Origin of the sequence: Plantactinospora sp. KLBMP9567 (assembly GCF_033446045.1) — a bacterium.
Taxonomy (GTDB): domain Bacteria; phylum Actinomycetota; class Actinomycetes; order Mycobacteriales; family Micromonosporaceae; genus Plantactinospora.
Genome location: NZ_JAWQRR010000004.1, coordinates 55,368 through 78,168 on the forward strand (window position 1 = coordinate 55,368; position 22,801 = coordinate 78,168).

Here is a 22,801-nt window from a genome sequence, read left to right on the forward strand (position 1 = left end):
GGGGCCCGCTGATGTGCCGTCACCTCGCCTATCTCGGCCCCGCACTTCCGCTGGCCGCGCTCCTGTTCGACCCGCCGCACTCGCTGACGCGGCAGTCGTGGGCACCCCTGGACATGCGCGGCGGCGGCACGGTCAACGCCGACGGCTTCGGCGTCGGCTGGTACCCCCTGGACGGCCCGCCGGTGCGCTACCGGCGGGCCACCCCGATCTGGGCCGACGACACCCTGCCGGTGCTGGCCGCGGCGACCACGGCCGGCGGGGTACTGGCGGCGGTGCGCTCGGCCACCGTCGGCATGCCGGTGGTCGAGACCGCCGCCGCCCCGTTCGCCGAGGGACCGTGGCTGTTCAGCCTGAACGGCGCGGTACACGGCTGGCCGGACTCGATCGCAGCGCTGGCCGGCCGGCTGCCGACCCGGGACCTGATGACCCTGGACGCCCCGACCGACGCGGCCCTGCTCTGGGCCCTGGTACGCCACCGGCTGCGCGCCGGGGCCGGGCCGGCCGAGACGGTCGCGGAGACCGTCCGGGAGGTGGCCGCCGCCGCTCCCGGCTCCCGGCTGAACCTGATGCTCACCGACGGGAAGCTGGTGGTGGCGAACGCCGGTGGGCACGCGTTGTCGGTCCGGGCCACCGGTGGGTCGGTGCTGGTCAGCTCCGAGCCGCTCGCCGAGGAACCGGGCTGGCGGCCGGTCCCCGACAACCATCTCGTCGTGGCGGCCGCCGGCCAGTTCGACGTCGCGCCGATCTCGCCGACCCCGCCGGCGGCGCCCCGACCGAGCGACGTACCGCCGAGCAACACACCGCCGAGCGCGCCACGGGGAGGTGCGCGACCGGAGCGCGCGCAACAGCAGAGTCCGGGGTGAGCGAGGCCGGTGCGAGCAACCGGACCCGCCGCATGGTGCGGCGGTGTCGACCGAGGGGAGTGTGCGGGTGACCGCTGATCCATTGGAGATATACCTGGAGGAACGAGACCTGGAGCGGGCGTTGCGGGAGGACGTCCGGACCGGGCTCACCGGCACGCCCCGGTGGCTGCCGCCGAAGTGGTTCTACGACGCCCGGGGCAGCGAGCTCTTCGAGGAGATCACCCGGCTGCCCGAGTACTATCCGACCCGAACCGAGCGGGCCGTCCTGGCGGCCCGGGCCGGGGAGATCGCCCGGCTCACCGACGCGAAGACACTGATCGAGCTGGGCTCGGGTTCGTCGGAGAAGACCCGCCTGCTCCTCGACGCGCTGACCGCGCGGGGCAGTCTCGGCACCTTCGTGCCGCTGGACGTCTCGGTCAGCGCGCTGGAACAGTCGACCGCCGAGATCGCCGCCGCCTATCCGGGGCTGCGGGTACGCGGCATCGTCGGCGACTTCACCCGGCACCTGGACCGGCTGCCCACCGGCGGCCGGCGGCTGGTGGCCTTCCTCGGCGGTACCATCGGCAACCTGCTGCCGGCGGAGCGGGCCGGATTCCTGGCCGCGCTGCGCTCGGCGCTCGAGCGGGGTGACTGGCTGCTGCTCGGCACCGACCTGGTCAAGGACCCCGGCGTGCTGGTGCCGGCGTACGACGACGCGGCCGGGGTCACCGCCGAGTTCAACCGCAACGTGTTGCGGGTGCTCAACCGCGAGCTGGGCGCGGATTTCGAGGTGGGCGCGTTCGCACACGTCGCGCTCTGGGACCCGGACCAGCGCTGGATCGAGATGCGGCTGCGCGCCCGGCGGCCGATGCGGGTCCGGGTGCTCGACCTCGACCTGGCCTTCGCCGAGGGGGAGGAACTGCGGACCGAGATCTCGGCGAAGTTCCGCCCGCAGGACATCGACGCGGAACTGGCCGCCGGCGGCTTCACCGTGCAGGCCCGGTGGACCGACGACGACGGCCTCTTCGCAGTGACCCTCGCCCAGGCCACCTGACCGGTGTCGGGGCGGGGCCGGTGACCTCGGGGCGGCCGAGGGTGCCTCGTCGCCGTCGGGCGTGCTCGGGTAGGGTCGTCGGCAGCGAAGGGGAGTAGCTCCCAACGTCGTGGTCGACATACTGGTGCGCGCGTGTTGCGCACCCGGCCACGCGGCCTCACCCCGGTGGGGCGGGCGAGACCTTCGACTCAGGCAGCAATGCCGGGTCGAGGTCGCCCGCGCCCCCACCCGGCATCGACCGGGAAGGGTGACATGCAGGACTTCGACACCGCCTTGGCGATCAGCTTCGGCGTCATCTTCGTAGCCGAGCTGGGCGACAAGTCGCAGTTGATGGCGTTGACCTTCGCCACCCGGTTCAAGGCACTACCGGTAATCATCGGCATCACCGTGGCGACCTCGGTCGTGCACCTGGCCTCGGTCGCCCTCGGTGTCGGCCTCGGTGCCGCGCTACCCACCGGCTGGATCGCGCTGGTCGCCGGGCTGGCCTTCCTGGGCTTCGGTATCTGGACACTGCGCGGCGACTCGCTCACCGAGGAGGAGCGGCGCAAAGCGGAACGGACCCGCCGCTCCGCGATCATCGCGGTCTCGGTCGCCTTCTTCCTGGCCGAACTCGGCGACAAGACCATGCTGGCGACGATCACCCTGGCCACCCAGCACGGCTGGTTCGGTACCTGGCTCGGCTCCACCATCGGCATGGTGGCGGCCGACGCCCTGGCCATCGGCGTCGGCCGGATCCTCGGCCGCCGCCTGCCGGAGAAGACGATCCGGTACGGCGCCAGCGCACTGTTCGGGATCTGCGGGGTCTGGTTGCTGGTGGACGCCGTGCACCAACTGACCTGACGACCGCTGCCGGGTGTGGGACGGCCGGGATGCGGGTAGCCGTTTCGATGGCCGGCGGTCGGTACGGCCGACCCGTGGCCCGAACGGAGGATCACTGCATGACCAGGCACGATGAGCCGAACGAGTACGGGTTCGCCGGCGACGTGGCGCTGCCCGAGCCGGAACGGCCGCACAAGCGGGACGTGGTCGCGGAGGAGGCCGAGGAGGTCGCCGTCCCCGGCTCGGACCTGTCGCGTGAGTTCCGAGAGGCACTCGCCGACTCGGACCAGGTGGACGAGGCGGACGAGGGTGCGGAGCCGCCCCCGTCGCGTTGAGTCCCGGGCATCATCGACGGCGCCGGCCGAAGGGCCGGCGCCGTTTTGTCTCCCTGCTCCGCCACCGTTCCCGTCCCCCTGCTCCGGGCGTACTGGCTGAACACGTCGACCGGCCGAACGTGTCGCTGGTACTTATCGGCCTTATTGGGCCGAGTGCGACTACTGAGGGCGCTCAATCATCTACATTCGGTAGGAACTGCCGAGCGACAAGTGCGAAATTTTCATGCTGTCGCCCTTTTTATGATCACTAGAGGTCTTGGCGCCGGTTGGTGCCGGGACGGAAGGCCGGGGCTGATGGATCTGCACACTTACCTGCGCGCGCTGCGCCAACGCTGGTGGGTGGTACTCGCGACCGTGATGGTCGCGCTGGGCCTCGCCGGGTTCGTCACGGTACGGGCGACCCCGCAGTACGCCTCCTCGGTAACCTTTTTCGTCACCTCCTCCGGGCACGGCATGACCGACGCGTACCAGGGCAGCCTCTTCCTCCAGCAGCGAGTCAAGTCGTACGTCGACCTGCTCAGCAGCGACCGGTTGGCGCAGACCGTCGCGGCGGAGGAACGGGTCGGGCTCACCGCGGACGAGGTGCGCTCCCGGGTCAGCGCGCAAGTCGAGGCGGACACCGTCCTGCTCTCCGCGACCGTCACCGACACCGACCAGGCCAGGGCGCTGCGGCTCACCGAGGCGCTGGCGGCGCACTTCGTGAAACTCGTGCACAGCATCGAGACCCCGCCCGGGGCGAAGGAACCACCCATCAAGATCGAGGTGGTCGGCGGGCCCAGGGTGAACGCCGAGCCCGTGTCGCCCCGCCCGGTCCGCAACCTCGTCCTGGCCGGAGTGTTCGGGCTGGTGCTCGGCGCCGCGCTCTCCGTGTTGCGCGGACTGACCGACACCACCTTCCGGGACGGCGAGACGCTCCAGGAGACGACCTCGGCACCGCTGCTCGGCAGCATCCCGTACGACGGGCATGCCCGGTCGAGCCCGCTGATCGTCGGTGGCGCCGCCCAGACGGCCCGGGCCGAGGCGATGCGGAAGCTGCGGACCAACCTGCGGTTCGTGGACGCCCAGGAGCCGGCCCGGGTCATCGCGGTGACCAGTGCCGTGCAGGCCGAGGGAAAGTCCACGCTCGCCTGCAACCTGGCGATCACGCTCGCCGAGGCGGGCTGGCAGGTGCTGCTGGTCGACGCGGACCTGCGCCGGCCCCGGGTCGCCGGCTATCTCGGGCTCGGTTCGGGCGCGGGCCTGACCGACGTGCTGATCGGCGAGGTCGCGGTCGAGGACGTGCTGCAACCGTGGGGCGACAAGTCAATGCTGGTCCTGCCGGGCGGTTCGGTACCGCCGAACCCGAGCGAGTTGCTCGGCTCGAAGGCCATGGCCGACCTGCTGCTGTCGCTGCGCGAGCTGACCGACATCGTCATCATCGACACCCCACCGCTGCTGGCCTTCACCGACGGCGTGGTGGTGGCGGTGCAGGCCGACGGCGCGCTGCTGGTGGCCCGGCAGGGCAAGACCCCGAGCGCGCAGACCGCCGCCGCCGCGCAGGCGCTGCACTCGGTCTCCGCCCGGGTACTCGGCTGCGTGCTGAACATGTCGAAAGAGAACAAGATCGACGTCGAGCAGTACCGGGCGTACCGGAAGGGTGGGCCGGTGGAGACGGTCCTCGCCACGCGCGGCGAGGAGCCGCCCGTCGCCGACCCGGTAGGCGTACCCCCGAACGGTGTCGTGGCCGCCGCGCCCGCGGACAACACGGAGGAGCTCGACCGGGTACCGCGATGACGCGGGCTCGCCCGGTCGCGGGGTGATCGGGGGATGAAAAATGAAGATCGGCGTCATCTCGTACTGGTTCCCGCCTGAGCCCGCCTTCATACCGGGCTGCCTGGCCGAGGAGCTGACCGCACGCGGTCACGAGGTGCGGGTGCTCACCGGGTTCCCGAACCATCCGACCGGCCAGGTCTATCCGGGGTACCGGCAGCGGTGGCGGCACCAGACCGACGACGGCGGGGTCACCATCCGCCGGGTGCCGGCGTACGCCAGCCACGACGGTACGGCGGCCCGGCGGGCGGCGCGGCAGCTCACGTACGCGATGAGCAGCGCGCTGGCCGCGCCCGGCTTCCTGGCCGGGGTGGACGTGCTCTACGTCCACTTCCCGCCGGCCGGCGCGTACGCGGCGGCGGCTCTGCTCCGGATGCTGCGTCGGGTGCCGGCGGTGGTGCACGTCCAGGACATCTGGCCGGAGGGGGTGACCCCGCCGCCCGGCGAGTCGGGCCGGGACGCCTCCGGCGGGTTCACCCACGGGCTGCTCAGCCGGACGATGCGCGCGATCTACCGGTCGGCGGCCGGGATCGCGGTGATCTCGCCGTCGATGCGGGACGTGGTGATCGAGCGGGGCGCCGAACCGGAGCGGGTGCGGGTGGTGCTCAACTGGACCGACGAGCGGCTGTTCCGGCCGATGGGCACCACTCCGGCGGCCCGGCGGGCGATCGGGCACCGCGGGCTGACCACCGTGATGCACGCCGGCACGATGGGGCCGTTCCAGCGCGTCGACACGGCGGTCCGGGCCGCCGCCGCGATCAACGGCAAGGTCGACCTCGATCTCGTCCTGGTCGGCTCCGGGCCGGAGGAGCGGCAGTCCCGGCAGCTCGCCGAGGAACTCGGCGCGACCAACGTCCGGTTCCTCGGCTGGCGTCCACCGGCCGAGATGGCCGACCTGTACGCCGCCGCCGAGTACCAGCTCGTGCTGTTGCGCGATCTTCCGGCGCTACGCGGGGCGGTGCCGGCGAAGTTGCAGGCGGCGCTCTCCGCCGGGGCGCCGGTGGTCGCCTCCGCCGGCGGGGACACCGCCGACCTGGTGGAGCGGGCCCGCGCGGGACTCTCCTGTCCACCCGAGGACTGGCAGGCGCTGGCGGACCGGTTCGCCCTGGCTGCGGTGATTCCGGGTAACGCTCGCGCGGAGATGGCGCAGCGGGCCCGGGACAGTTATCTGTCCCGGATGTCGCTGCGCACCGGCGTCGATCAGATGGAGCAGATGCTGGCCGAGGCGGCGGCCAGCCGACGACGGCGCTGACCTGGATCTTCGCGCGTCACCTCCGCACCGCTATGACCGCTTTATGAACTTTCCTCACTGTTAGTACACAAAAGCATCATAACGGCACCTGAAATACCAACAGTGAACTGCTGCCCGTGCTATAGAGATATAGGCGCTAACGGCGTTGTGTCTACTTCATCCGACTTAGTCGAAAGCGGTGGTGGCGGTGGGGGACCTGTCCCCGAGACGGCGGACGGCGAGCCGTCGAGTGGTTCGGTGGAAACTCCGCCGGATCCTGCTCACCGCGCTCGTCATCGGCTGCCTGCTGGCCGTCGGCGGCGGCTGGCTCGGACTGCGCGGCTGGCAGGCCGGTGGACATCTGGAGAACGCCGCCAGCCTGGCCCGGGAGTTGAGCCAGCAGGTGCTGGACGGACAGACCGGACAGGCGCGCCGGACCCTGGAGGCACTGCAACAGCAGACCGCCGCGGCCCGGTCGCGTACCGGTGACATCGGCTGGCGTGCCGGCGGCGCCGCCCCGTACGCCGGCCGGAGCATGTCGGCGGTCCGGGAGTTGGCGGTCGGCGTCGACGAACTCGCCCGGCGGGCCTTCCCGGCCCTGGTCGAACTGAACCCCCAGACGTTGCTGCCCAGCTCCGGGCGGCTCGACCTGGCCGCCATGCGCGGCGCGATGCCCGCGGTCGCCGAGGCGGACAGCGCGGTACGCGAGGTCCGGGACCGGATCCTCGCGGTGCCGACCTCCGGGCTCGTGCCCACGGTCCAGGACGCGGTGTCGCAGTTGCGTGCCGAGCTGGACCGACTGGTCGAGGCGATCTCCGCCGTCCGGCGCAGCGGTGCCCTGCTGCCAGCCCTGCTCGGCGGCAACGGAACCCGGACCTACCTTGCGGTCTTCCAGAACCTGGCCGAACCCCGGGCGACCGGCGGGATCTTCGGTGCCTACGCCATCATCCGGGCCAGCAAGGGCGAGGTGAAGTTGGTCAAGCAGGGTCCGGTCACCGACCTGAGCAACCACGGCCAGCCGCCGCTGTCACTGAGCCGCGAGCTGCGCGCCCTCTACACCGACCTGCCCGGGATCTATCCCGCGGACGTGAACCTCACCCCGCACTTTCCGACCGCGGCCACCCTGATCCGCCAGATGTACCGGCGGGCCGGTGGCGGCACTCTCGACGGCGTACTCGCCACCGACCCGGTCGCACTCTCCTACCTGCTCAAGGCGATCGGACCGGTGCCGGTGCCGGGGCATCCGACCCTCACCGCGTCGACGGCGGTGCGAACCCTGCTGTCGGACGCGTACCGCCGGATCGACGAGCCGGCCCAGCAGGACAAGTACTTCGCCGCCTCGGCCCGGGCGGTCTTCGACGCCCTGCTGAAGCGGTCGGTGAACCCCCGCGCGGTGGTGCAGGCGGTCAACACGGCCGTCGCCGAGCGCCGGATCCTGTTCTGGAGCGCGCACCCGAGCGAGCAGCGGGAACTCGTCGACACCCGGCTCGCCGGAGTGCTGCCGGAGCGGGAGACGGTGCACAACGTCGGCGTCTTCCTCAACGACGGCAGCGGCGCGAAGCTCGGCTACTACCTGGACCGCTCGGCCGAGCTGACCGTCGGCGACTGCCGCGCGGACGGCAGCCGGGAACTCCACCTCCGGCTCACCCTGCGCTCCTCCGCACCCTCCTCCGGGCTCAGCGAGTCGGTGCGCGGCCTCGCGATGTCCGGCGACCCGTACACCGCCCGCGTTCTGGTCTCGGTATTCAGCCCGGTACGCGGCTCGCCGCTGGGCGCCCGGCTGGACGGCAAGCCGAAGCCGATGGGCGGCGGAGTGGAGCGGGGCCGCCGGGTCGGGGTACTGGCCGTCGACATCGGACCCGGACGTACCCGCGTACTGGAGGTGGGTCTGCTGACCCCGCCGAAGTCCAGTGGCGCGGTCGAGTTGTGGCTCACCCCGGGCCCGACCCCATGGACCACCCGTGTCAGTTCCGCACCCGCGTGTGGCCAGTAGGCCGGCACGTCAGAACAAGTCATGCGATCCGTTGTGAACGTCATGCGATCAATAGAGAGAGGATCCATCATGCGGCTATCCCGCATCATCGGCTCGGCGGTGGCGACGCTCGCCACGGTGGGCGCGTTCGCCATCGCGGGGTCGCCCGCACAGGCCCAGCCACTACCACAACCACCGTACCCACCACAGGCGCCGGCGCTGACCGTCAGCGACCCGACCGTGGAGGTGGGTGAGACCTTCACGGTCTTCGGCAGCGGGTTCGGCGGTAACGAACTCGTCCGGCTCGACTTCGCCTATGCCCCGCTCGCGCTCGGCGCCGAGGCGACGGTGCAGAACTCCGGCGGGGTCGGCGCGATGCTGCCGATCGCGCAGCAGGCGCAGACGGTGCACCGGAACCCGACCACGCTCACCGTCCGGGCCAACGTGACCGGGGAGTTCTCGGTCCGGGTCCGGTTCACCCGGACCGGCACCGTGACCATCACCGCCACCGGGCTCACCACCGGTCGGGTGGCGACCACCACGGTCACCATCGTGCAGGGGCAGCCACCGCTGCCGGTCACCGGTAGCGAGACCGGGCCGCAGATCGCGCTCGGCACCATGCTGCTGATCGCCGGCGCGCTGCTGGTGCTGGTGGCGGTCGCGTGGCGGACCGCGAGCCGCCGTCGGGGCCGTTCCCGAGAGCTGACCTCGGTCGGCTGACCGTCGGGCGGGCGGCGAGAGCCGACCCGCACCTCGCAGGATTGCCTGCCGGACGAGACACCTCGTCCGGCAGGCGCCTTCGTTTCCCGGCCGGACCTCCCAGGGCGCGGCGGTGCTCGCCGTCGGACCGGCGGTCGCGCGGTCAGGAGTCGAGCCGGCAGCCGGGGCCCTGCACCAGCCGTTGGAAGTCGGGGCACTCCAGGAAGTCCTGCACCGGGCAGTCGAGGGCGTGGTCGAGCAGGTCCCGGGAGGCGGTCGCGACGGCGATCCGGCGGTCCAACTCGTCGCGGTGCCGCTGGAGCACCGCCCGGCGGGCCGCCGCGTCGTCCGCGCCGAGCATCATCCGGAGCTGGTCGAGGCCGATGCCCACCTCGCGGCCGCGCATGATGATAGCCACCCGGGTGAGCTGGGCCCTGGTGTAGCGGCGTCGACCGTTGACCCGGCGGTCCGGCTTGATCAGGCCGACCGACTCACAGTGCCGTAGTACGTGGGTGGCCAGCCCGAACGGGGCGGCCAGCTCACCGATGGTCAGCTCGGCTGTCTCTTCGGCCGGTGCGGGGTTTGACTTCATGTTGACATGAACATGCAGAGTGACCCCTATGGTCAACCGAGAGAACGCCCGCCAGGCCTGGGACCGGCGTGCGGCGGGCTACGACAGGGCGGCCGGCTGCTGCTGCTCGACCATGCCGAGCGGCGGTGGCTGCGGGGGCGCCCCGCCGATCTCGCCCTGCGGCTCGGGTTCGTGGCCGAGGCCCGGGGCCGGCTCCGGCTCGGCCTGATCGAACGCCTGGCCGCGAGGAAGCCGGCCTGACCGGCAGGTTCGGCCGGTCAGCCGACCTCCAGCAGCGTCTTGCCCAGCGTACGGCGGGACTGGATGGCCGCGTGCGCGTCGGCCGCCAGGTCCAGCGGAAACCGCTGCCCGATCACCGGGCGCAGCCGGCCCGCCGCCGCCTCGGCCAGCGCGCGGCGGGTCAGCTCCCGCAACTGCTCCGGTGATCGGGTCAGCGACCGGACGACGGTCGCCCCCCGTTCCTTCGCGACCTCGTCCGGGACCTGCGTCCAGCTACCGCTGGCCTGCCCGGAACTGACCAGCCGGCCGCCCCGGTCGAGGAGGTCGAGCCGACCGGCCCACCACGCCACCCACCCCGTCGAAGGCGACGTCGAGCCCGCCGGCACCTCCGCCGGACCAGTCAACAACCTCGACCATGGTCGAGGTCAACCGGCGTACCGCACCGCCGGCCGGGATCCGGCCGATCCGTATCCGCCAGTCTGGTATCCGGCAGCGCCGACCGGCTGGGTAGTCGGGCAGCGCCGACCGGCTGGGTAGTCGGGGCTGGCGCCCCGGTCGCCGCGTAGGCTCGACGGGTGAGCATCACCGAGCCGATGCCGGGGGAGACTCTGCCGCCGGGCACCGGGACGGGCGCGGACACCGAGCCGACCAATGTGCTGCTGCCCGGTCACGACGTGCCGCTGGGCCGTTACACCACCGTGCGCCGGCTGTTGCCGCAGCGCCAGCTCCGCACGATCGGGGCCTGGTGCTTCGTCGACCACTTCGGTCCGGACGACGTGGCCAACCGGCCCGGCATGGGGATCGGGCCGCATCCGCACACCGGGTTGCAGACGGTGACCTGGCTGGTGCACGGCGAGATCCGACATCTGGACAGCCTCGGCAACGACCAGCTCATCCGGCCCGGCCAGCTCAACGTGATGACCTCGGGCCACGGCATCGCACACTCCGAGTATTCGCCACCGGAGCATCCGCCGACCCTGCACGGTCTGCAACTGTGGGTGGCGCTGCCCGACGGGGCCCGGTCCGGCCCGCCCGGCTTCGCCCACCACGCCGAGCTTCCGGTGCTGACCGAGCCGGACTACTCGGTGACCGTACTCGTCGGGGAGCTGGCCGGGGTCCGGTCGCCGGCGGTGGTGCACTCGCCGCTGCTCGGGGCGCAGCTCTGGCTGCCCGACGGTGGATCGGCCCGGTTGCCGCTGACCACCGGCTTCGAGCACGGCCTGCTGGTGATGACCGGGGACGTCGAGGTCGGCGGGGTCACGCTCACCCCCGGTTCGCTGCTCTACCTCGGAGCCGGCCGTCCCGAGCTGGCGGTGCGGGCGACCGGCCCGACCCGGCTGATGCTGCTCGGCGGCGAGCCGTTCGACTCCGCGCTGGTGATGTGGTGGAACTTCGTCGGGCGCTCGCACGAGGAGATCGCCGAGGCCCGCGCGGACTGGGCGGCCGGCAGCCTCCGGTTCGGTCGGGTGCAGGGCGACGACTCGGATCCGCTGCCGGCTCCGCCGATGCCGACAACCCGGCTGAAGAGCCGCGACCGGCACGGCCGGACCGTCGGCTGACGAGGATGCCGGACCGTCGCGGCGGTGGCGGGAAAACGGCCCCGGCCAGCTTTGGCCCGACCCGTCGTGGGTAGTCGCCGGCATGGCGACGACTGCGACGACGAGCGTCGAGGACCGCAAGCGGCTCGTCCGCCGGCTGGTGGCACGCAGCCGGGGCTTCGCCGAGGAGTACGGCCTCCGGGTCACCAACAACCCGGCGAGCCTGTTCCAGGTGCTCTGCCTGGCGATCCTGCTGCGCCGCACCGGCGAGGTCCGGCGCGCGGTCGATCCGGCCCGGGCGCTGCGGGACGCGGGCTGGGAGAGCCCGGCCCGGATGGCGCGGTCCCGCACCGAGGCGCGGGCGGCGGTGCTGCGCGAGCACGGTCGGGGTGCCGACGCCGACCGGTTGGCCGGCACCCTGGGTGAGCTGGCCGAGGCGCTCGTCGCGCGCTACCACGGTGACCTGCGCCGGCTGCGGGCCGCGGCGAACCACGCGCCGGCCCGGGAGCGGGCGTTGCTCGCCGAGTTGCCGGGAGTGGACGCCGAGGTGGTGCAGCTGTTCCTGCGTGAGGTCCAGGCGCTGTGGGCGGAGACGGCGCCGGTCGCCGACCGGCGGGCTCTCGCCGCCGCCCGCCGGCTCGGACTCGGGCGCTCGGCGGCCGACCTGGCCACACTGGCCGGCGGCGGGGAATCGGAGAAACTGGCCTGGTTGGTGGGTACCCTGGCCAGGATTGATCTCGAGGACAGATACCACGAAATCGCCCGTTGAGCAGCGAAACAGCGTGCTTTCACACACAGTTTCCCGGATTCTGGCCGATCGGTCCATCCCGGATCGTAAGATGGGTGCGCGGCGTCAGCCAGCCCGGTTCGGGCCTGCCGCCGCGATCCGGTGAGCGGGTCCGGTTCGGACGTGTGACCTCACCGGGGCACTGGCGGACGTGGCGCCCGGGATACGCGTGTGAGCGCGGATGTGACGGGCGCCCCGTCCGGTGCCTTCCCTCCCTTCGGGACGGACGGTCATCTGGCGAGCCCGGCGAGCAGGTTGATGGTCGCGGCGATGATGACCGCGCCGAACAGGTACGACAGCAGGGCGTGCCCGAGCACCGTGACCCGCATGGTCTTCGTGGTCAGGTCGGTGTCGGCGACCTGGAAGGTCATCCCGATGGTGAACGAGAGGTACGCGAAGTCCGTGTACTTTGGCGGGTCCTCCTCGTGGAAGTCCACCCCGCCGTCGTCGCCGGTGTAGTAGAGCCGGGCGTAGCGGGCGGTGAAGACGAAGTGCACGACCGTCCAGGAGAGCAGCACGCTGACGATGCCGAGTCCGATGTGCAGTTCCCGGTCGATGCCGCGGACCTCGTGGTCGGTGGCGAGCAGGATGCCGATCGCCAACAGGCTGGCCAGCCCCGCCCCGACCAGCACCGCGTCGCGTACCGGGCGGCTCGGGTCCTCCCGGACGGCCAGCTCGGCGGTCTGCTGCGAGTCCCGGAACCACAGCACCCGCCACGCCCACACCAGATAGGCCGCCGCCGCCGCGTCCCAGCCGATCAGCGGCCCGAGCAGCGGCGACAGCAGGAGGGTGGCCGGTATGCCGACGCAGACCCCGACCAGCATGATGACGGCCATCTGGATCGATGCCTTCGGCGGGTCGTGCCAGGGTCTGCGCCGCATCCGCGGAACGGGGGAGTCAGATCTGGCGCTGGTGCCGGGCGACCCGCTGGTGGGTACGGTCGCGGGTCTTGGCGGCCATCTCCGCCGGGCTGGCGTCCGGGGCCAGGTCGGTCTTGGCGGACCGGGCCACCTCCTCGGTGTTCTGGTAGTCCACCGGGGGCATCCCGCGCAGCGCCTGGAGTACCTCGCGTGGCGCCCCCGCGCGCTCGGCCTCCCGGACGATGTCCTCCTTGGGCGCCGGAAAGTCCATCGACTCCAGGTACCGCAGTACGTCCGCGTTAGTCACCATGGGATCCCGCTCCTCGCCCGTTGTCTGGTTCACCGGCCGGCCGGATACCCGTTGTACGCACCCTCACGCCTGCCCGGGCGGATGGATCACCGGCCGGTATCCTCGGCCGAATGCCCGAAGCTTCCGTCCGGTACCGGTCCGGCGACGAGGACAGCGCCCGGTGGACCGGCTTCCCGTTCCGCCCGGGTGACATCGTGATCAGCACCCGCTCCAAGAGCGGTACCACCTGGATGCAGATGATCTGCGCGCTGCTGGTCTTCCAGCGGCCGGAGCTGCCGGCGCCGCTGGCCGAGCTGTCACCCTGGCTCGACTGGCTCGGCGAGCCCCGGGACGACGTCGTCGCCGCGCTCCAGGCCCAGCCGCACCGCCGGTTCGTCAAGACACACACCCCGCTGGACGGGATTCCCCTGGACGAGCGTGCCACCTACATCGTGGTCGCCCGGGATCCGCTGGACATGGCGGTGTCGCTCTACCACCAGAGCGGAAACCTGGACCGGGAGCGGGTCGCGCGGCTCACCGGCCAGCCGGCGCCGACCGGCTCACCCCGGGTACGCCCACCGGTGCGGGAGTGGCTGCTGTCCTGGATCGACCGGGACGTCGCACCGGCCGAGGAACTCGACTCCCTGCCGGGAGTGCTGTGGCACCTCCGCGACGCCTGGGCCCGGCGGCACCTGCCCAACGTGCTGCTGGTGCACTACGCCGACCTCTCCGCGGACCTTGCCGGACAGATGCGCGGGATCGCGCGGCGGCTCGGGATCGAGGTGCCGGCGCGGCGCTGGCCGGCGCTGGTCGAGGCGGCCACCTTCACCCGGATGCGGGACCGGGCGCCGGAGCTGGTGCCGGACCGTTCCGGGGTGCTGAAGAGCCAGGCGGCGTTCTTCCGGCGGGGCGGCAACGGGGCGGGACGGGAACTGCTGCGTCCCGACGAGGTGGCGCACTACCGCCGCCGGCTGGCCACGCTGGGCCCGGCGGACCTGCTCGACTGGCTGCACCGCGAGGACGTCGACCATCCGTAGCTCCCGGGATGCCGGTCGGTCGTGCTCGGGATCGCCGGCCGGTTGGCTCAGGCGACAGCGCCGTCGGTACGGAGTCGGCTGATCCGGTCGGCGTCGAGGCCGAGTTCGGCCAGCAACTCGTCGGTGTGCTCGCCGGGCTGCGGCGGCGGCCGGCGGACGGCCCCCGGCGTACGGCTGAACCGGGGCGCCGGGGCCGGCTGCTCGGCTCCGGCGTGTACGACGAAGACGTCCCGGGCGGCCAGGTGCGGGTGCCGGGGCGCCTCCCGCCAGTCGAGGACCGGTACCACGCAGGCGTCGGTGTGTTCCAGCAGGGCGGCCCACTCGTCCCGGGTACGGGTGCGGAACAGCCGGGCCCAGGCGTCGTGCAGCGCCGGCCAGTTCGCCGGATCAGTGCGGTCCAGCGCCTCGTCCGGCGGCAGCGGGAAGCCGGTCAGCCGGACCAGTTCGGCGTAGAACTGCGGCTCCACCGCGCCCACCGCCAGGTGCCGGCCGTCGGCACACTCGTAGGTGTCGTAGAACGGGGCGCCACCGTCGAAGATGTTCACTCCCCGCTCGTCGCCCCACTGGCCCGCCCGGCGCATCGAGTGGATCATCGTGGCCAGCAGCGACACTCCGTCCACCATCGCCGCGTCCACCACCTGCCCGGTACCGCCGCCTCGGATGTCGAAGAGCGCGCAGACCACGCCGAGGGCCAGCAGCATTCCGCCGCCGCCGAAGTCGCCGACCAGGTTCATCGGCGGCACCGGGCGCTCGCCGGCCCGGCCGATCCCGTGCAGTACGCCGGTCAGCGCCAGGTAGTCGATGTCGTGCCCGGCGTACCGGGCGTTCGGGCCGTCCTGGCCCCAGCCGGTCATCCGGCCGTAGACCAGCCGGGGGTTCACCGCCAGGCAGTCGTCCGGGCCCAGCCCGAGCCGCTCGGTGACGCCCGGCCGGAAGCCCTCGATCAGCACGTCGGCGGCGCTGACCAGGTCGAGCACCACCTGCCGGCCGGCCGGCGTCTTGAGGTCGACGGCGAGCGACCGGCGGCCCCGGTTGAGCAGGTCGGGATGGGGGGTGCCGAACCGTTCCGGCCGGACCTCGCCGACCCGGTCCACCCGGACCACGTCGGCGCCCAGGTCGGCGAGGACCATCGCGGCGAAGGGACCGGGGCCGATGCCGGCCAGCTCGACGATCCGGACGCCGGTGAGCGGGCCGGCCCCGGCCGGTCGAGGTGCGATCATCCGTGCACGATAGGACACCCCGCCCCGTCCCGGTCCAGGCGGTGCCGTCGCCGGACCCTCACGCCCCCGGCCCCGTCGTCACGGCGCGGTCGCGGTGTCGACCGGGGGGTTGCCGGCGATCGGCCGCGACAGGACGTATCGTCACCGGGTGGAGTGGCTCGATCACTGGCGGTTGGTGGGTGCGCCGCGACCCAATCGGGCGGAACGGCTCGGCCGGCTGGTCGGCCTGCGTGTGCTGCGGATCCCGGGCGTACCCCGGGTGCTGGTCGTCGCCGGTTCGACCGACCGGCTCCGGGACCTGCTGGTCCAGCCCGTCTCGCTGCGCCCGACCCGCCGGGCGGTCGTCGTGGTGGCGTACTGGCGGGCGCCCCGGCGCGGCTGGTCGAGCGGCATCGTGCCGCTGGACCACCTGCGCCGGCACCGGGTGGCGCTGCCCGGCCGGGGCCGGGGTACCGCCCTCGTCAGCGTCCGGCTGTCCCGGTCGGTGCAACTGCGCGAGGTGCTGCGGGCGGCGTTGGGTGCGCTGGTACCGGGGCGGCCGTTGCCGGCACCGGCCGGGCCGAGTCTGACCAGCCACCGGACACTGCCGGCGTACCTGCCGGCGGGCGGGACGGTGCTGCTCGGCGAGCTGGTCGGCAGCCCCGACATCCGGGCGTACGACGTGCTGTTGCGGGCGCCGGGCGGCACCGGGGTGGGGCCGGGCGCTCCGCCGTACGCGGTCGGCTGGTCGACCACCCGGCACGGGGCCGCGGCGCCGGACGCGCCGCCGGCCGTACTGGTCGACGCGCTCCGGATCAACCCCCGCGGCCGCCGGCCCGACTGCTACCGGCCGGACGCTCCCCGGGTACGCCTCGACTTCACCCCGGCCGCCCGCCGGCCCGGCCCGGGGGCGTACCCGCTGGACGGGCCCGGGGTGACCGCGCCGGTGCTCGCCACGCTGCGCCAGACCGGCGTGGTCGACTGCCCGGAGGTCCCCGACACCGACCCGGTGGCGGTGGCAGCACTGCTGGTGCAGATCGCGATGACCGGCGCGGTGCTCTCCGTGCCGGCGCTGCCGGAGCGGGTCGCCGGGCTGATCGCGCCGGAGTTGCGGGTCCTGCTGACCGCCCCGGTGCCGCGGACCGGGGCGCTGGCGCTGGAGGCGCGCAGCGTGGTGCAGCGGCGGGCGGCGCTGCGCGGGCACGCCACCGCGTTCGCCGTGCCTCGGCTCGTCTCGGCGGTGTTCCCGCAGCTCGGTCCGGTGCCGTCGGTGAGCGCGATCCTGGCGACCCGGCGCCCCGAACGGCTGCCGGAGGCGGTCCGGATGCTGGTCGCGCAGACGTACCCGGAGCTGGAGATCGTGCTCTGCCTGCACGGCGTCGAGCTGCCGGAACCGGTCCGGGTCACGCTGGCGGGCTGCGGCCGGCCGTACGAGGTCGTCCGGGTGCCGGCCGCCGCCAGTTTCGGGGCCGCGCTCGGTGCCGCGACCCGGCGGGCCCGGGGGAGCCTGGTCAGCAAGTTCGACGACGACGACAGCTACGCCGCCGAACACGTCTGGGACCTGGTGCTGGCCCGGCACTACTCCGGTGCGACGCTGGTGGGCAAGGGCTCCGAGTTCGTGCACCTGGAGACCCGGGGTATGACGCTGCGCCGGCCGTCCGGCACGGCCGAGTCCGACTGCCAGGTGGTGGCCGGCGGCACGATCCTGATTGCCCGGGGCGACCTGGAGGCGGTCGGTGGCTGGCGGCCGGTACCCCGCTCCGTCGACTTAGGACTGCTGGACCGGGTACGCCGGGACGGCGGCGGGATCTACCGGACCCACCCGCTCGGCTATGTCTACCACCGGCGGGCCACCGGGCACACCTGGGACCCGGGCGAGGACTACTTCCTCGACAGCGCGTCGGCGTACTGGCCCGGGCTGCCCGCCGAGGTGCTGGGCGAGGTCGACGAGCCGCCGGGGCGGCCGGCACCGGACCAGCGGACCGGCTCGGCGGCCGCCCGACCGGACCGGTCCTGACGGCCGCCCCACCGTGCCGGCGCCCGGCCGTGACGGTGGCTGGCCCGCCGTGACGGTGGCTGGCCCGCCGTGACGGTGGCTGGCCCGCCGTGCTGGTGGCTGGCCCGCCGTGCTGGTGGCTGGCCCGCCGTGCTGGTGGCTGGCCCGCCGTGCCGGTGGCTGGCCGGAAAACCCCGGTTGTAACCTGCGGTGCACCGGGAGGTGATAGGACTAGCGGGTGGGCATCGTGTCACCAGGATTCCAGGGCCGGCGTCGGCAGGCCGAGCCGAACCTGCCACCGGGGCAGTACCTGACGGAGGACTTTCCCGTGCTCTCCGCCGGCCCCACCCCGCGGGTGCCGTTGACGGACTGGGAGTTCGTGATCACCACCGAGACCGGTACCGAGTTCCGGTGGAGCTGGGACGAGATGTGGGCACTGCCCAACGAGACGCCGACGGTGGACATCCACTGCGTGACGCACTGGTCGAAGCTCGGCACCAACTGGCAGGGCGTCTCCCTGGACACCCTGCTCGACGGCATCGACACCGCCGCCGACTACGCGCTGGTGCACTCGTACGGCGGCTACACCACCAACCTGCCGCTGGACGACCTGCGTGACGGGCAGGCCTGGGTGGTGCACCGGTACGACGGTGCCGAGCTGCCCGCCGAGCACGGCGGCCCGGCCCGGCTGCTGGTGCCGCACCTGTATTTCTGGAAGTCCGCGAAGTGGGTGCGCGGCATCCGCCTCGGCCTGACCGACGAGCCCGGTTTCTGGGAGACCGCCGGCTATCACGATTACGGTGACCCATGGCGCGAACAGCGGTACCAGGGAGACTGATGAAGCGGACCGGCTGGTGGGTCGCCCGGCTGGTCGACCGCCGGACCGAGACCGACACCGCCGGCACGATGGTGCTGGAGGTACCGGACTGGCCGGGGCACCTGCCCGGGCAGCACGTCGACCTGCGGCTGACCGCCGAGGACGGCTACCAGGCGGCCCGCAGCTACTCGATCTCCGCGCCGGCCGACGGCAACCGGATCGAGGTCACCGTCCAGCGGGTACCGGACGGCGAGGTCTCGCCGTACCTGCTCGATGACCTCTCGGTCGGTGACCAGATCGAGGTCCGCGGCCCGGTCGGCGGCTACTTCGTCTGGCGGGTGACCGACCCCTCGCCGGTGCTGCTGGTGGGCGGTGGCTCGGGCATCGCGCCGCTGATGGCGATGATCCGGGCCCGTCGGGAGGCCGGCAGCCGGGTACCGTTCCGGCTCATCTACTCTGTCCGCTCCGAGCAGGACGTCTACTTCGCCGACGAGTTGCGCCGGCGCGCCCGGGACGACCGGGGGCTCGACGTCGCCTACGTCTACACCCGGGAGGTGCCGGAGGGGCGCTCCGCGCAGGCACACCGGGTCGCCGTCGCCGACGTCAACACCCACGGCTGGCCGGCGGAGCTTGAACCGGTCAACTTCGTCTGCGGCCCGACCGGCTTCGTCGAGGCGGTCTCCGACATCCTGGTCGCGCTCGGGCACGAGCCCCGGCGGATCAAGACGGAACGGTTCGGGCCGACCGGCTGACCGGCGAGGACTCTGGAGGCGAGATGACCGAGCAACTCCGACCGGACCCGGGGCGGATGGACTACCTGGACGGCAACATGCTGGCCGGGCCGATGCGGGACGTCTTCGCGGTGGACCTGACCACGGCGACCGGCCGGTGTGCCTCCTGCGGCCGGACCGGCCCGATGGCCGCGCTGCGGGTCTACTCGAACGCGCCCGGGGTCGTCGCCCGATGTCCGGCCTGCGAGGAAGTGATGCTCCGGCTGGTGCGTACCCCGACCAGCGCCTGGCTGGACCTGCGCGGCACGACCTTCCTACAGATCCCGATGCCGGCCGAGCCGACCACGATGCCCGGCCCGACCGCGATGTAACCGCCCCCGACCCGTCGACCGCGATGTGCCCGCTGCGATGTGGCGGCCGAGCCCGAGTGCGGAGTACGTCACCGTCTAGCGTGGACTGTTGCGCTCGGGTAGTTCGTGCTCGACCGGTGACCGGTGACCGGTGACCGGTGACCGGTGACCGGGGGAGGTGGGGCACCTGTCGCCGGTGCCGCGTACCCGGGACTGCCTGGAGGTGCTGGGTACGGTCTACACTGGGTCCCAACGGTTTCCCGTCGATGGCCCGTGTGCGCCGAGAAGCACACCCCTCATGATCGACATTTCCTGCGGCGGAGTCGCCGTCCGCCGATGAGCCCGGCGATCCGGGTCCGTCCCCGCCGTGAACTGACCGCCGCCCGCCGTCGCCGGGCGCACCGCTGCTGGGGCCATCTCGTCGCAGCACCGCTGTGGCCGATGCACAATGCCAACCTCGGCACGCTGCTGCGTACCTGTGACGCGGTCGGCGCCTGTCTGGCCGTACCGCCGTGGCGGTGGGTCGACGAGGCGCTGGCGCGCGGAAACACGCTGCGCCGGCCGAGCTGCGTACACCGGGTCGGCAATCCGGTGCGCTGGCTGGCGGCGGAGCGTGCGGCGGGCGCCCGGGTGCTCGGCGTCGAGTTGACCGACGAGGCGGTCCGGCTCGCCGACCTGCCGACCGCCCGACGCCGCACCATCGTCGTCCTCGGGCACGAGTCGACCGGCATCCCACCGGACGCACTGGACAGCCTCGACGCCGCAGTGGAGATCCCCATGCTCGGCACCGGCCTCAGCCTGAACGTAGCGGTCGCCGGCTCCCTGGTCCTCTACAAACTCGCCGGCCTGATCTGATCCCGGCTGGCAGACGGAGATCTAGACGACTTGTTGCTGTCGGGACCACAAAAAGGCGTCAAGATCTGTCCGCGCCGCGCCGCGCCGCGCCGGTGGGTGGGGTGGTGGTGTCGGACGGCCGCCCTAGACTGCGGCGCCATGGTGCGGGACATCGTGGGCGAGACGAGCACGGGGCAGCGACGGTGGGCGGGGAGCCGGACGGCGGAGGGCCTTGGCAGCGGTCTCGTCCTCCCGCCAGGGGCGGAGTTCAAGCAGGGTGGCGACGGAGCGGCGCAGCAGCGCTTTCCGCGCCTCGCGCCGTTGGCCGGTGCCTGATGTCCAGTGCGCAGCAGACGATGGTGATGTCGGTGCCGCTGTCGCCGTACGCGGCCGCGCTGCTGCGCCGGATGACCGACCCGGACCGGGAGCCGGAGCCGGCCGCCGAGCGGCCGCCGGTGGACCTGTCCCGGGTCGGTGACCGCGAATTCGGGGTGCTGCTGGTGGCCGCCCGCGGCCTGTCGCGTCCCGAGAACGGCGTCCCGCATCCCGGCTGGGTGGTGCGGTGGGCGGTGGAGCAGGCGCTCCGGGAGCGGCAGCCGAGGTTCACCCCGGAGTCGTGCGCGGCACTGCTGGCGGTGCAGGCCGAGCGGGCCGGGACCGAGCCGTACAGCGCCAGTCCGACGCTGGCCACCGGCGCCCTGCTCCGCTGCGACGGCCCGTGGCCGGAGCCGGCGAGGCGCTCGGCCGGCATCATCGCCCGGGGCGTGCTCGGGTACGGCCGGGTCTCCGAGCCGTACGCGGTCGCCGCGCTTGCCGGGCTGGCCGGCGGGCTCACCCGGCCGGTGCTGTCCAAACTCTTCGCCTGGTCGCTGCACTCGTTCGCCCGCGACGAGTTCGACCTGCTGGTGAAGCTCGGGGTGACTGCCCAACTCCTGGTCGCCGAGGTCTGCCCCAGCCGGTCCTACCTGTCCCCGCCGCAGCTTCCCGACGCCTGGCAGCAACTTGCCGCCATCGGGGAGTATGCCTCCTTCGCCCGCCGGGCGCTCGAGGCCGCGTACGCCCGGGTCGCCGCGATCCAGGCCGGCGAGCTGCCGTACGCGGCGGACAAGGCCTTCGGCAGGGACGAGGTCGAGGTGCTGGGCCGGGCCGCCCGGATCGCGCTGCTCCGCGACGAGCCGTGGCTGCCGGAGTTGCTCCGCCCGCTGCTGCTCGGCGTGGCGGTCGCGCCGACCGGCGCCAACACCCTGCCGTCGCAGGCGCTGCTCTACGAGCTGGCCCGGGCCGTCGGTGATTTCCCCACGGCGGCCGCGCTGGCCGCGCTGGTCGCCGCCCGGGGAGCGGTCCGGCACAAGGGCGTACCGAAGCAGCTCGACCGGATGCTGAAGCGAATCGAGCGCGGGCTCGCAGAGCGGCCCGACGCGGTGCTCCGGCTGCCCGACCTCGGCTTCGATATCGACGGCGGGTGTGTCGTCCCGGTCGGTGACCACCGCGCGGTGCTGACCGCCGCAGAGGACGTGCTGCTGCGCTGGCGGCGCGCCGACGGCACGCTCTCGGCGACCGTGCCGGCACCGGTCCGGCGGGACCACCCGGACCGGCTCAAGGAGTTGCGGGCTCGGGTCAAGCAGGCCAAGGACCAGCTCACGGCGCTGGCCCGGACCCTGGAGGCGGGCTTTCCGGCGGCCTCGGCGCAGCCGTACCGGCAGTGGCGGGAGGGACTGGCGAGCAACGGGCTCGGCTGGCAGGTGGCCCGTCGGCTGATCTGGGAGTTCCCGGACGCGTCCGGGCGGTGGCGGGCCGGGTTGCCGGACGGCGGCTGGCGGGCGGGGGAGCCGGACGAGGCCGGTGAGCTGTTCCGGGACGTCGCGGGCGGACCGCTGCCCCCGCCCGGCCCGGAGGCGCCGATCCGGTTGTGGCATCCGATCCGGGCCGGTGTCGACGAGGTCCGGGGCTGGCGGGACCTGCTCACCGAGCGACGGTTGCGGCAGCCGCTCCGGCAGGCGTTCCGCGAGGTGTACCTGCTGACCCCGGCCGAAGATCAGACCGGTGACCACTCGCTGCGGTTCGCCGCGCACGTCGTGCACTACCGGCAGCTCTACGCGCTGCTCAAGGGGCGGGGTTGGACGACCAGCATGCTCGGGCCGTGGGACGGCGGGGACAGCGCGGAGGCGTGGCGAGTGCTGGCCGGCGGGGCGTGGCGGGTCGGGCTGCACCACGACTACCTCGGCGAGGAGGGGGTGGAGTGCGCCGGCACCGGCCGGGTGTGGTTCGAGCGGATGCGCGAGGGTGCCTGGCGGCCGAGCGTACTGACCGAGGTGCCGGTGGAGCTGTTCAGCGAGGCGATGCGCGACGTGGACCTCTTCGTCGCGGTCGCCTCGATCGCCGCCGATCCGTTCTGGACGGACGGCCGGACGCAGTACGTCGACTACTGGCGGGCCGAGAACAGCCGGGAACTGACCAGCACCGCCCGGGTCCGCCGCGAGGCGCTGGCCCGGATCCTGCCCCGGACGAAGATCGCTGACCGGTGTGAGCTGACGGACCGCTATCTCGTCGTCCGGGGCGACCTGCGGACATACAAGATCCATCTGGGCAGCGCGAACATCCTGATGGAGCCGGACGGCTCCTACCTGTGCATCGTGCCGGCCCGGCGGAAGGCGCCCGGCGACATTTTCCTGCCGTTCGAGGAGGACCGGCTTGGGCTGATCCTCAGCAAGGCCTTCCTGCTCGCCGACGACGCCCGGATCACCGACCGGTCGATCCTGGCGCAGTTGCACCCACGGCGGTGATCCGGGCA

23 protein-coding genes are annotated in these 22,801 nt (G+C 73.0%); 18 read left to right on the top strand and 5 right to left on the bottom strand.

The annotated features are described in order from the left end of the window. Positions 1-11: 11 nt before the first annotated feature. The 8 genes from egtC to R6Y94_RS02095 all read left to right on the top strand — a co-directional run bounded on the left by egtC (position 12) and on the right by R6Y94_RS02095 (position 8,782). Complete coding sequence (gene egtC, locus R6Y94_RS02060; RefSeq protein WP_318394015.1) at positions 12-863, top strand: ergothioneine biosynthesis protein EgtC; 852 nt, start codon at positions 12-14, stop codon at positions 861-863. A 67-nt stretch (positions 864-930) separates the two neighbouring features. After that, on the top strand, positions 931-1,896 hold the full coding sequence (gene egtD / locus R6Y94_RS02065) for an L-histidine N(alpha)-methyltransferase (RefSeq protein ID WP_318394016.1): 966 nt from the start codon (positions 931-933) through the stop codon (positions 1,894-1,896). Positions 1,897-2,148: 252 nt separating this feature from the next. Continuing rightward, positions 2,149-2,736 carry a TMEM165/GDT1 family protein gene (locus tag R6Y94_RS02070; RefSeq protein ID WP_318394017.1) on the top strand — a complete coding sequence of 196 codons (588 nt, stop codon included), beginning with the start codon at positions 2,149-2,151 and terminating at the stop codon, positions 2,734-2,736. A gap of 98 nt (positions 2,737-2,834) precedes the next feature. Beyond that, positions 2,835-3,050 (top strand): hypothetical protein, encoded by a 216-nt coding sequence (locus R6Y94_RS02075; protein WP_318394018.1) that lies wholly within the window; start codon positions 2,835-2,837, stop codon positions 3,048-3,050. Positions 3,051-3,344: 294 nt separating this feature from the next. After that, positions 3,345-4,823 carry a polysaccharide biosynthesis tyrosine autokinase gene (locus R6Y94_RS02080; RefSeq protein WP_318394019.1) on the top strand — a complete coding sequence of 493 codons (1,479 nt, stop codon included), beginning with the start codon at positions 3,345-3,347 and terminating at the stop codon, positions 4,821-4,823. Between the two features lie 40 nt (positions 4,824-4,863). Continuing rightward, on the top strand, positions 4,864-6,111 hold the full coding sequence (locus tag R6Y94_RS02085; RefSeq protein ID WP_318394020.1) for a glycosyltransferase family 4 protein: 1,248 nt from the start codon (positions 4,864-4,866) through the stop codon (positions 6,109-6,111). 229 nt (positions 6,112-6,340) lie between these two features. Then, a complete protein-coding gene (locus R6Y94_RS02090; protein ID WP_318394021.1) occupies positions 6,341-8,083 on the top strand; it encodes a DUF4012 domain-containing protein in 1,743 nt (580 codons plus the stop codon). Positions 8,084-8,152: 69 nt separating this feature from the next. Then, positions 8,153-8,782, top strand: coding sequence for a hypothetical protein (locus R6Y94_RS02095; protein ID WP_318394022.1), 630 nt, complete (start codon positions 8,153-8,155; stop codon positions 8,780-8,782). Positions 8,783-8,924: 142 nt separating this feature from the next. Here R6Y94_RS02095 and R6Y94_RS02100 read toward each other — a convergent pair whose 3' ends face one another. Continuing rightward, entirely contained in the window at positions 8,925-9,353 is a 429-nt protein-coding gene (locus tag R6Y94_RS02100; RefSeq protein ID WP_318394023.1) for a MerR family transcriptional regulator, read from the bottom strand. Between the two features lie 6 nt (positions 9,354-9,359). Here R6Y94_RS02100 and R6Y94_RS02105 point away from each other — a divergent pair, with 6 nt between their 5' ends. Beyond that, positions 9,360-9,593, top strand: a complete 234-nt coding sequence (locus tag R6Y94_RS02105; protein ID WP_318394024.1) for a hypothetical protein — start codon at positions 9,360-9,362, stop codon at positions 9,591-9,593. A gap of 17 nt (positions 9,594-9,610) precedes the next feature. Here R6Y94_RS02105 and R6Y94_RS02110 read toward each other — a convergent pair whose 3' ends face one another. Further along, entirely contained in the window at positions 9,611-9,922 is a 312-nt protein-coding gene (locus R6Y94_RS02110) for a zinc-binding dehydrogenase (RefSeq protein WP_318394025.1), read from the bottom strand. Between the two features lie 225 nt (positions 9,923-10,147). Here R6Y94_RS02110 and R6Y94_RS02115 point away from each other — a divergent pair, with 225 nt between their 5' ends. Together R6Y94_RS02115 and R6Y94_RS02120 are read left to right on the top strand one after the other, a co-directional pair. After that, positions 10,148-11,131, top strand: a complete 984-nt coding sequence (locus R6Y94_RS02115; protein ID WP_318394026.1) for a pirin family protein — start codon at positions 10,148-10,150, stop codon at positions 11,129-11,131. Positions 11,132-11,213: 82 nt separating this feature from the next. Continuing rightward, positions 11,214-11,879 carry a hypothetical protein gene (locus R6Y94_RS02120; RefSeq protein ID WP_318394027.1) on the top strand — a complete coding sequence of 222 codons (666 nt, stop codon included), beginning with the start codon at positions 11,214-11,216 and terminating at the stop codon, positions 11,877-11,879. A gap of 248 nt (positions 11,880-12,127) precedes the next feature. Here the strand turns inward: R6Y94_RS02120 and R6Y94_RS02125 are convergent, their stop codons facing one another. Next, entirely contained in the window at positions 12,128-12,778 is a 651-nt protein-coding gene (locus tag R6Y94_RS02125; protein ID WP_318394028.1) for a DUF1345 domain-containing protein, read from the bottom strand. A 16-nt stretch (positions 12,779-12,794) separates the two neighbouring features. Next, on the bottom strand, positions 12,795-13,067 hold the full coding sequence (locus R6Y94_RS02130; protein WP_318394029.1) for a DUF2795 domain-containing protein: 273 nt from the start codon (positions 13,065-13,067) through the stop codon (positions 12,795-12,797). A gap of 110 nt (positions 13,068-13,177) precedes the next feature. Between R6Y94_RS02130 and R6Y94_RS02135 the strand changes: the two genes are divergently transcribed. Next, positions 13,178-14,083, top strand: a complete 906-nt coding sequence (locus R6Y94_RS02135) for a sulfotransferase domain-containing protein (RefSeq protein ID WP_318394030.1) — start codon at positions 13,178-13,180, stop codon at positions 14,081-14,083. 47 nt (positions 14,084-14,130) lie between these two features. Here R6Y94_RS02135 and R6Y94_RS02140 read toward each other — a convergent pair whose 3' ends face one another. Further along, positions 14,131-15,303, bottom strand: coding sequence for a CaiB/BaiF CoA-transferase family protein (locus R6Y94_RS02140; RefSeq protein WP_318394031.1), 1,173 nt, complete (start codon positions 15,301-15,303; stop codon positions 14,131-14,133). Positions 15,304-15,451: 148 nt separating this feature from the next. Between R6Y94_RS02140 and R6Y94_RS02145 the strand changes: the two genes are divergently transcribed. The 6 genes from R6Y94_RS02145 to R6Y94_RS02170 all read left to right on the top strand — a co-directional run bounded on the left by R6Y94_RS02145 (position 15,452) and on the right by R6Y94_RS02170 (position 22,793). Beyond that, positions 15,452-17,299, top strand: coding sequence for a glycosyltransferase (locus R6Y94_RS02145; protein WP_318394032.1), 1,848 nt, complete (start codon positions 15,452-15,454; stop codon positions 17,297-17,299). A 226-nt stretch (positions 17,300-17,525) separates the two neighbouring features. Beyond that, on the top strand, positions 17,526-18,116 hold the full coding sequence (locus R6Y94_RS02150) for a molybdopterin-dependent oxidoreductase (RefSeq protein ID WP_318394033.1): 591 nt from the start codon (positions 17,526-17,528) through the stop codon (positions 18,114-18,116). Continuing rightward, positions 18,116-18,847, top strand: coding sequence for a ferredoxin reductase (locus tag R6Y94_RS02155; RefSeq protein ID WP_318394034.1), 732 nt, complete (start codon positions 18,116-18,118; stop codon positions 18,845-18,847). Before R6Y94_RS02150 ends, R6Y94_RS02155 begins: the two co-directional genes overlap by 1 nt. Before the next feature lie 23 nt (positions 18,848-18,870). Continuing rightward, entirely contained in the window at positions 18,871-19,197 is a 327-nt protein-coding gene (locus R6Y94_RS02160) for a DUF6510 family protein (RefSeq protein WP_318394035.1), read from the top strand. A gap of 315 nt (positions 19,198-19,512) precedes the next feature. Then, complete coding sequence (locus tag R6Y94_RS02165) at positions 19,513-20,031, top strand: TrmH family RNA methyltransferase (protein ID WP_318394036.1); 519 nt, start codon at positions 19,513-19,515, stop codon at positions 20,029-20,031. 314 nt (positions 20,032-20,345) lie between these two features. Beyond that, positions 20,346-22,793: a DUF4132 domain-containing protein gene (locus tag R6Y94_RS02170; RefSeq protein ID WP_318394037.1), complete on the top strand. Its 2,448-nt coding sequence runs from the start codon at positions 20,346-20,348 to the stop codon at positions 22,791-22,793. The last annotated feature ends 8 nt before the right edge of the window (positions 22,794-22,801 follow it).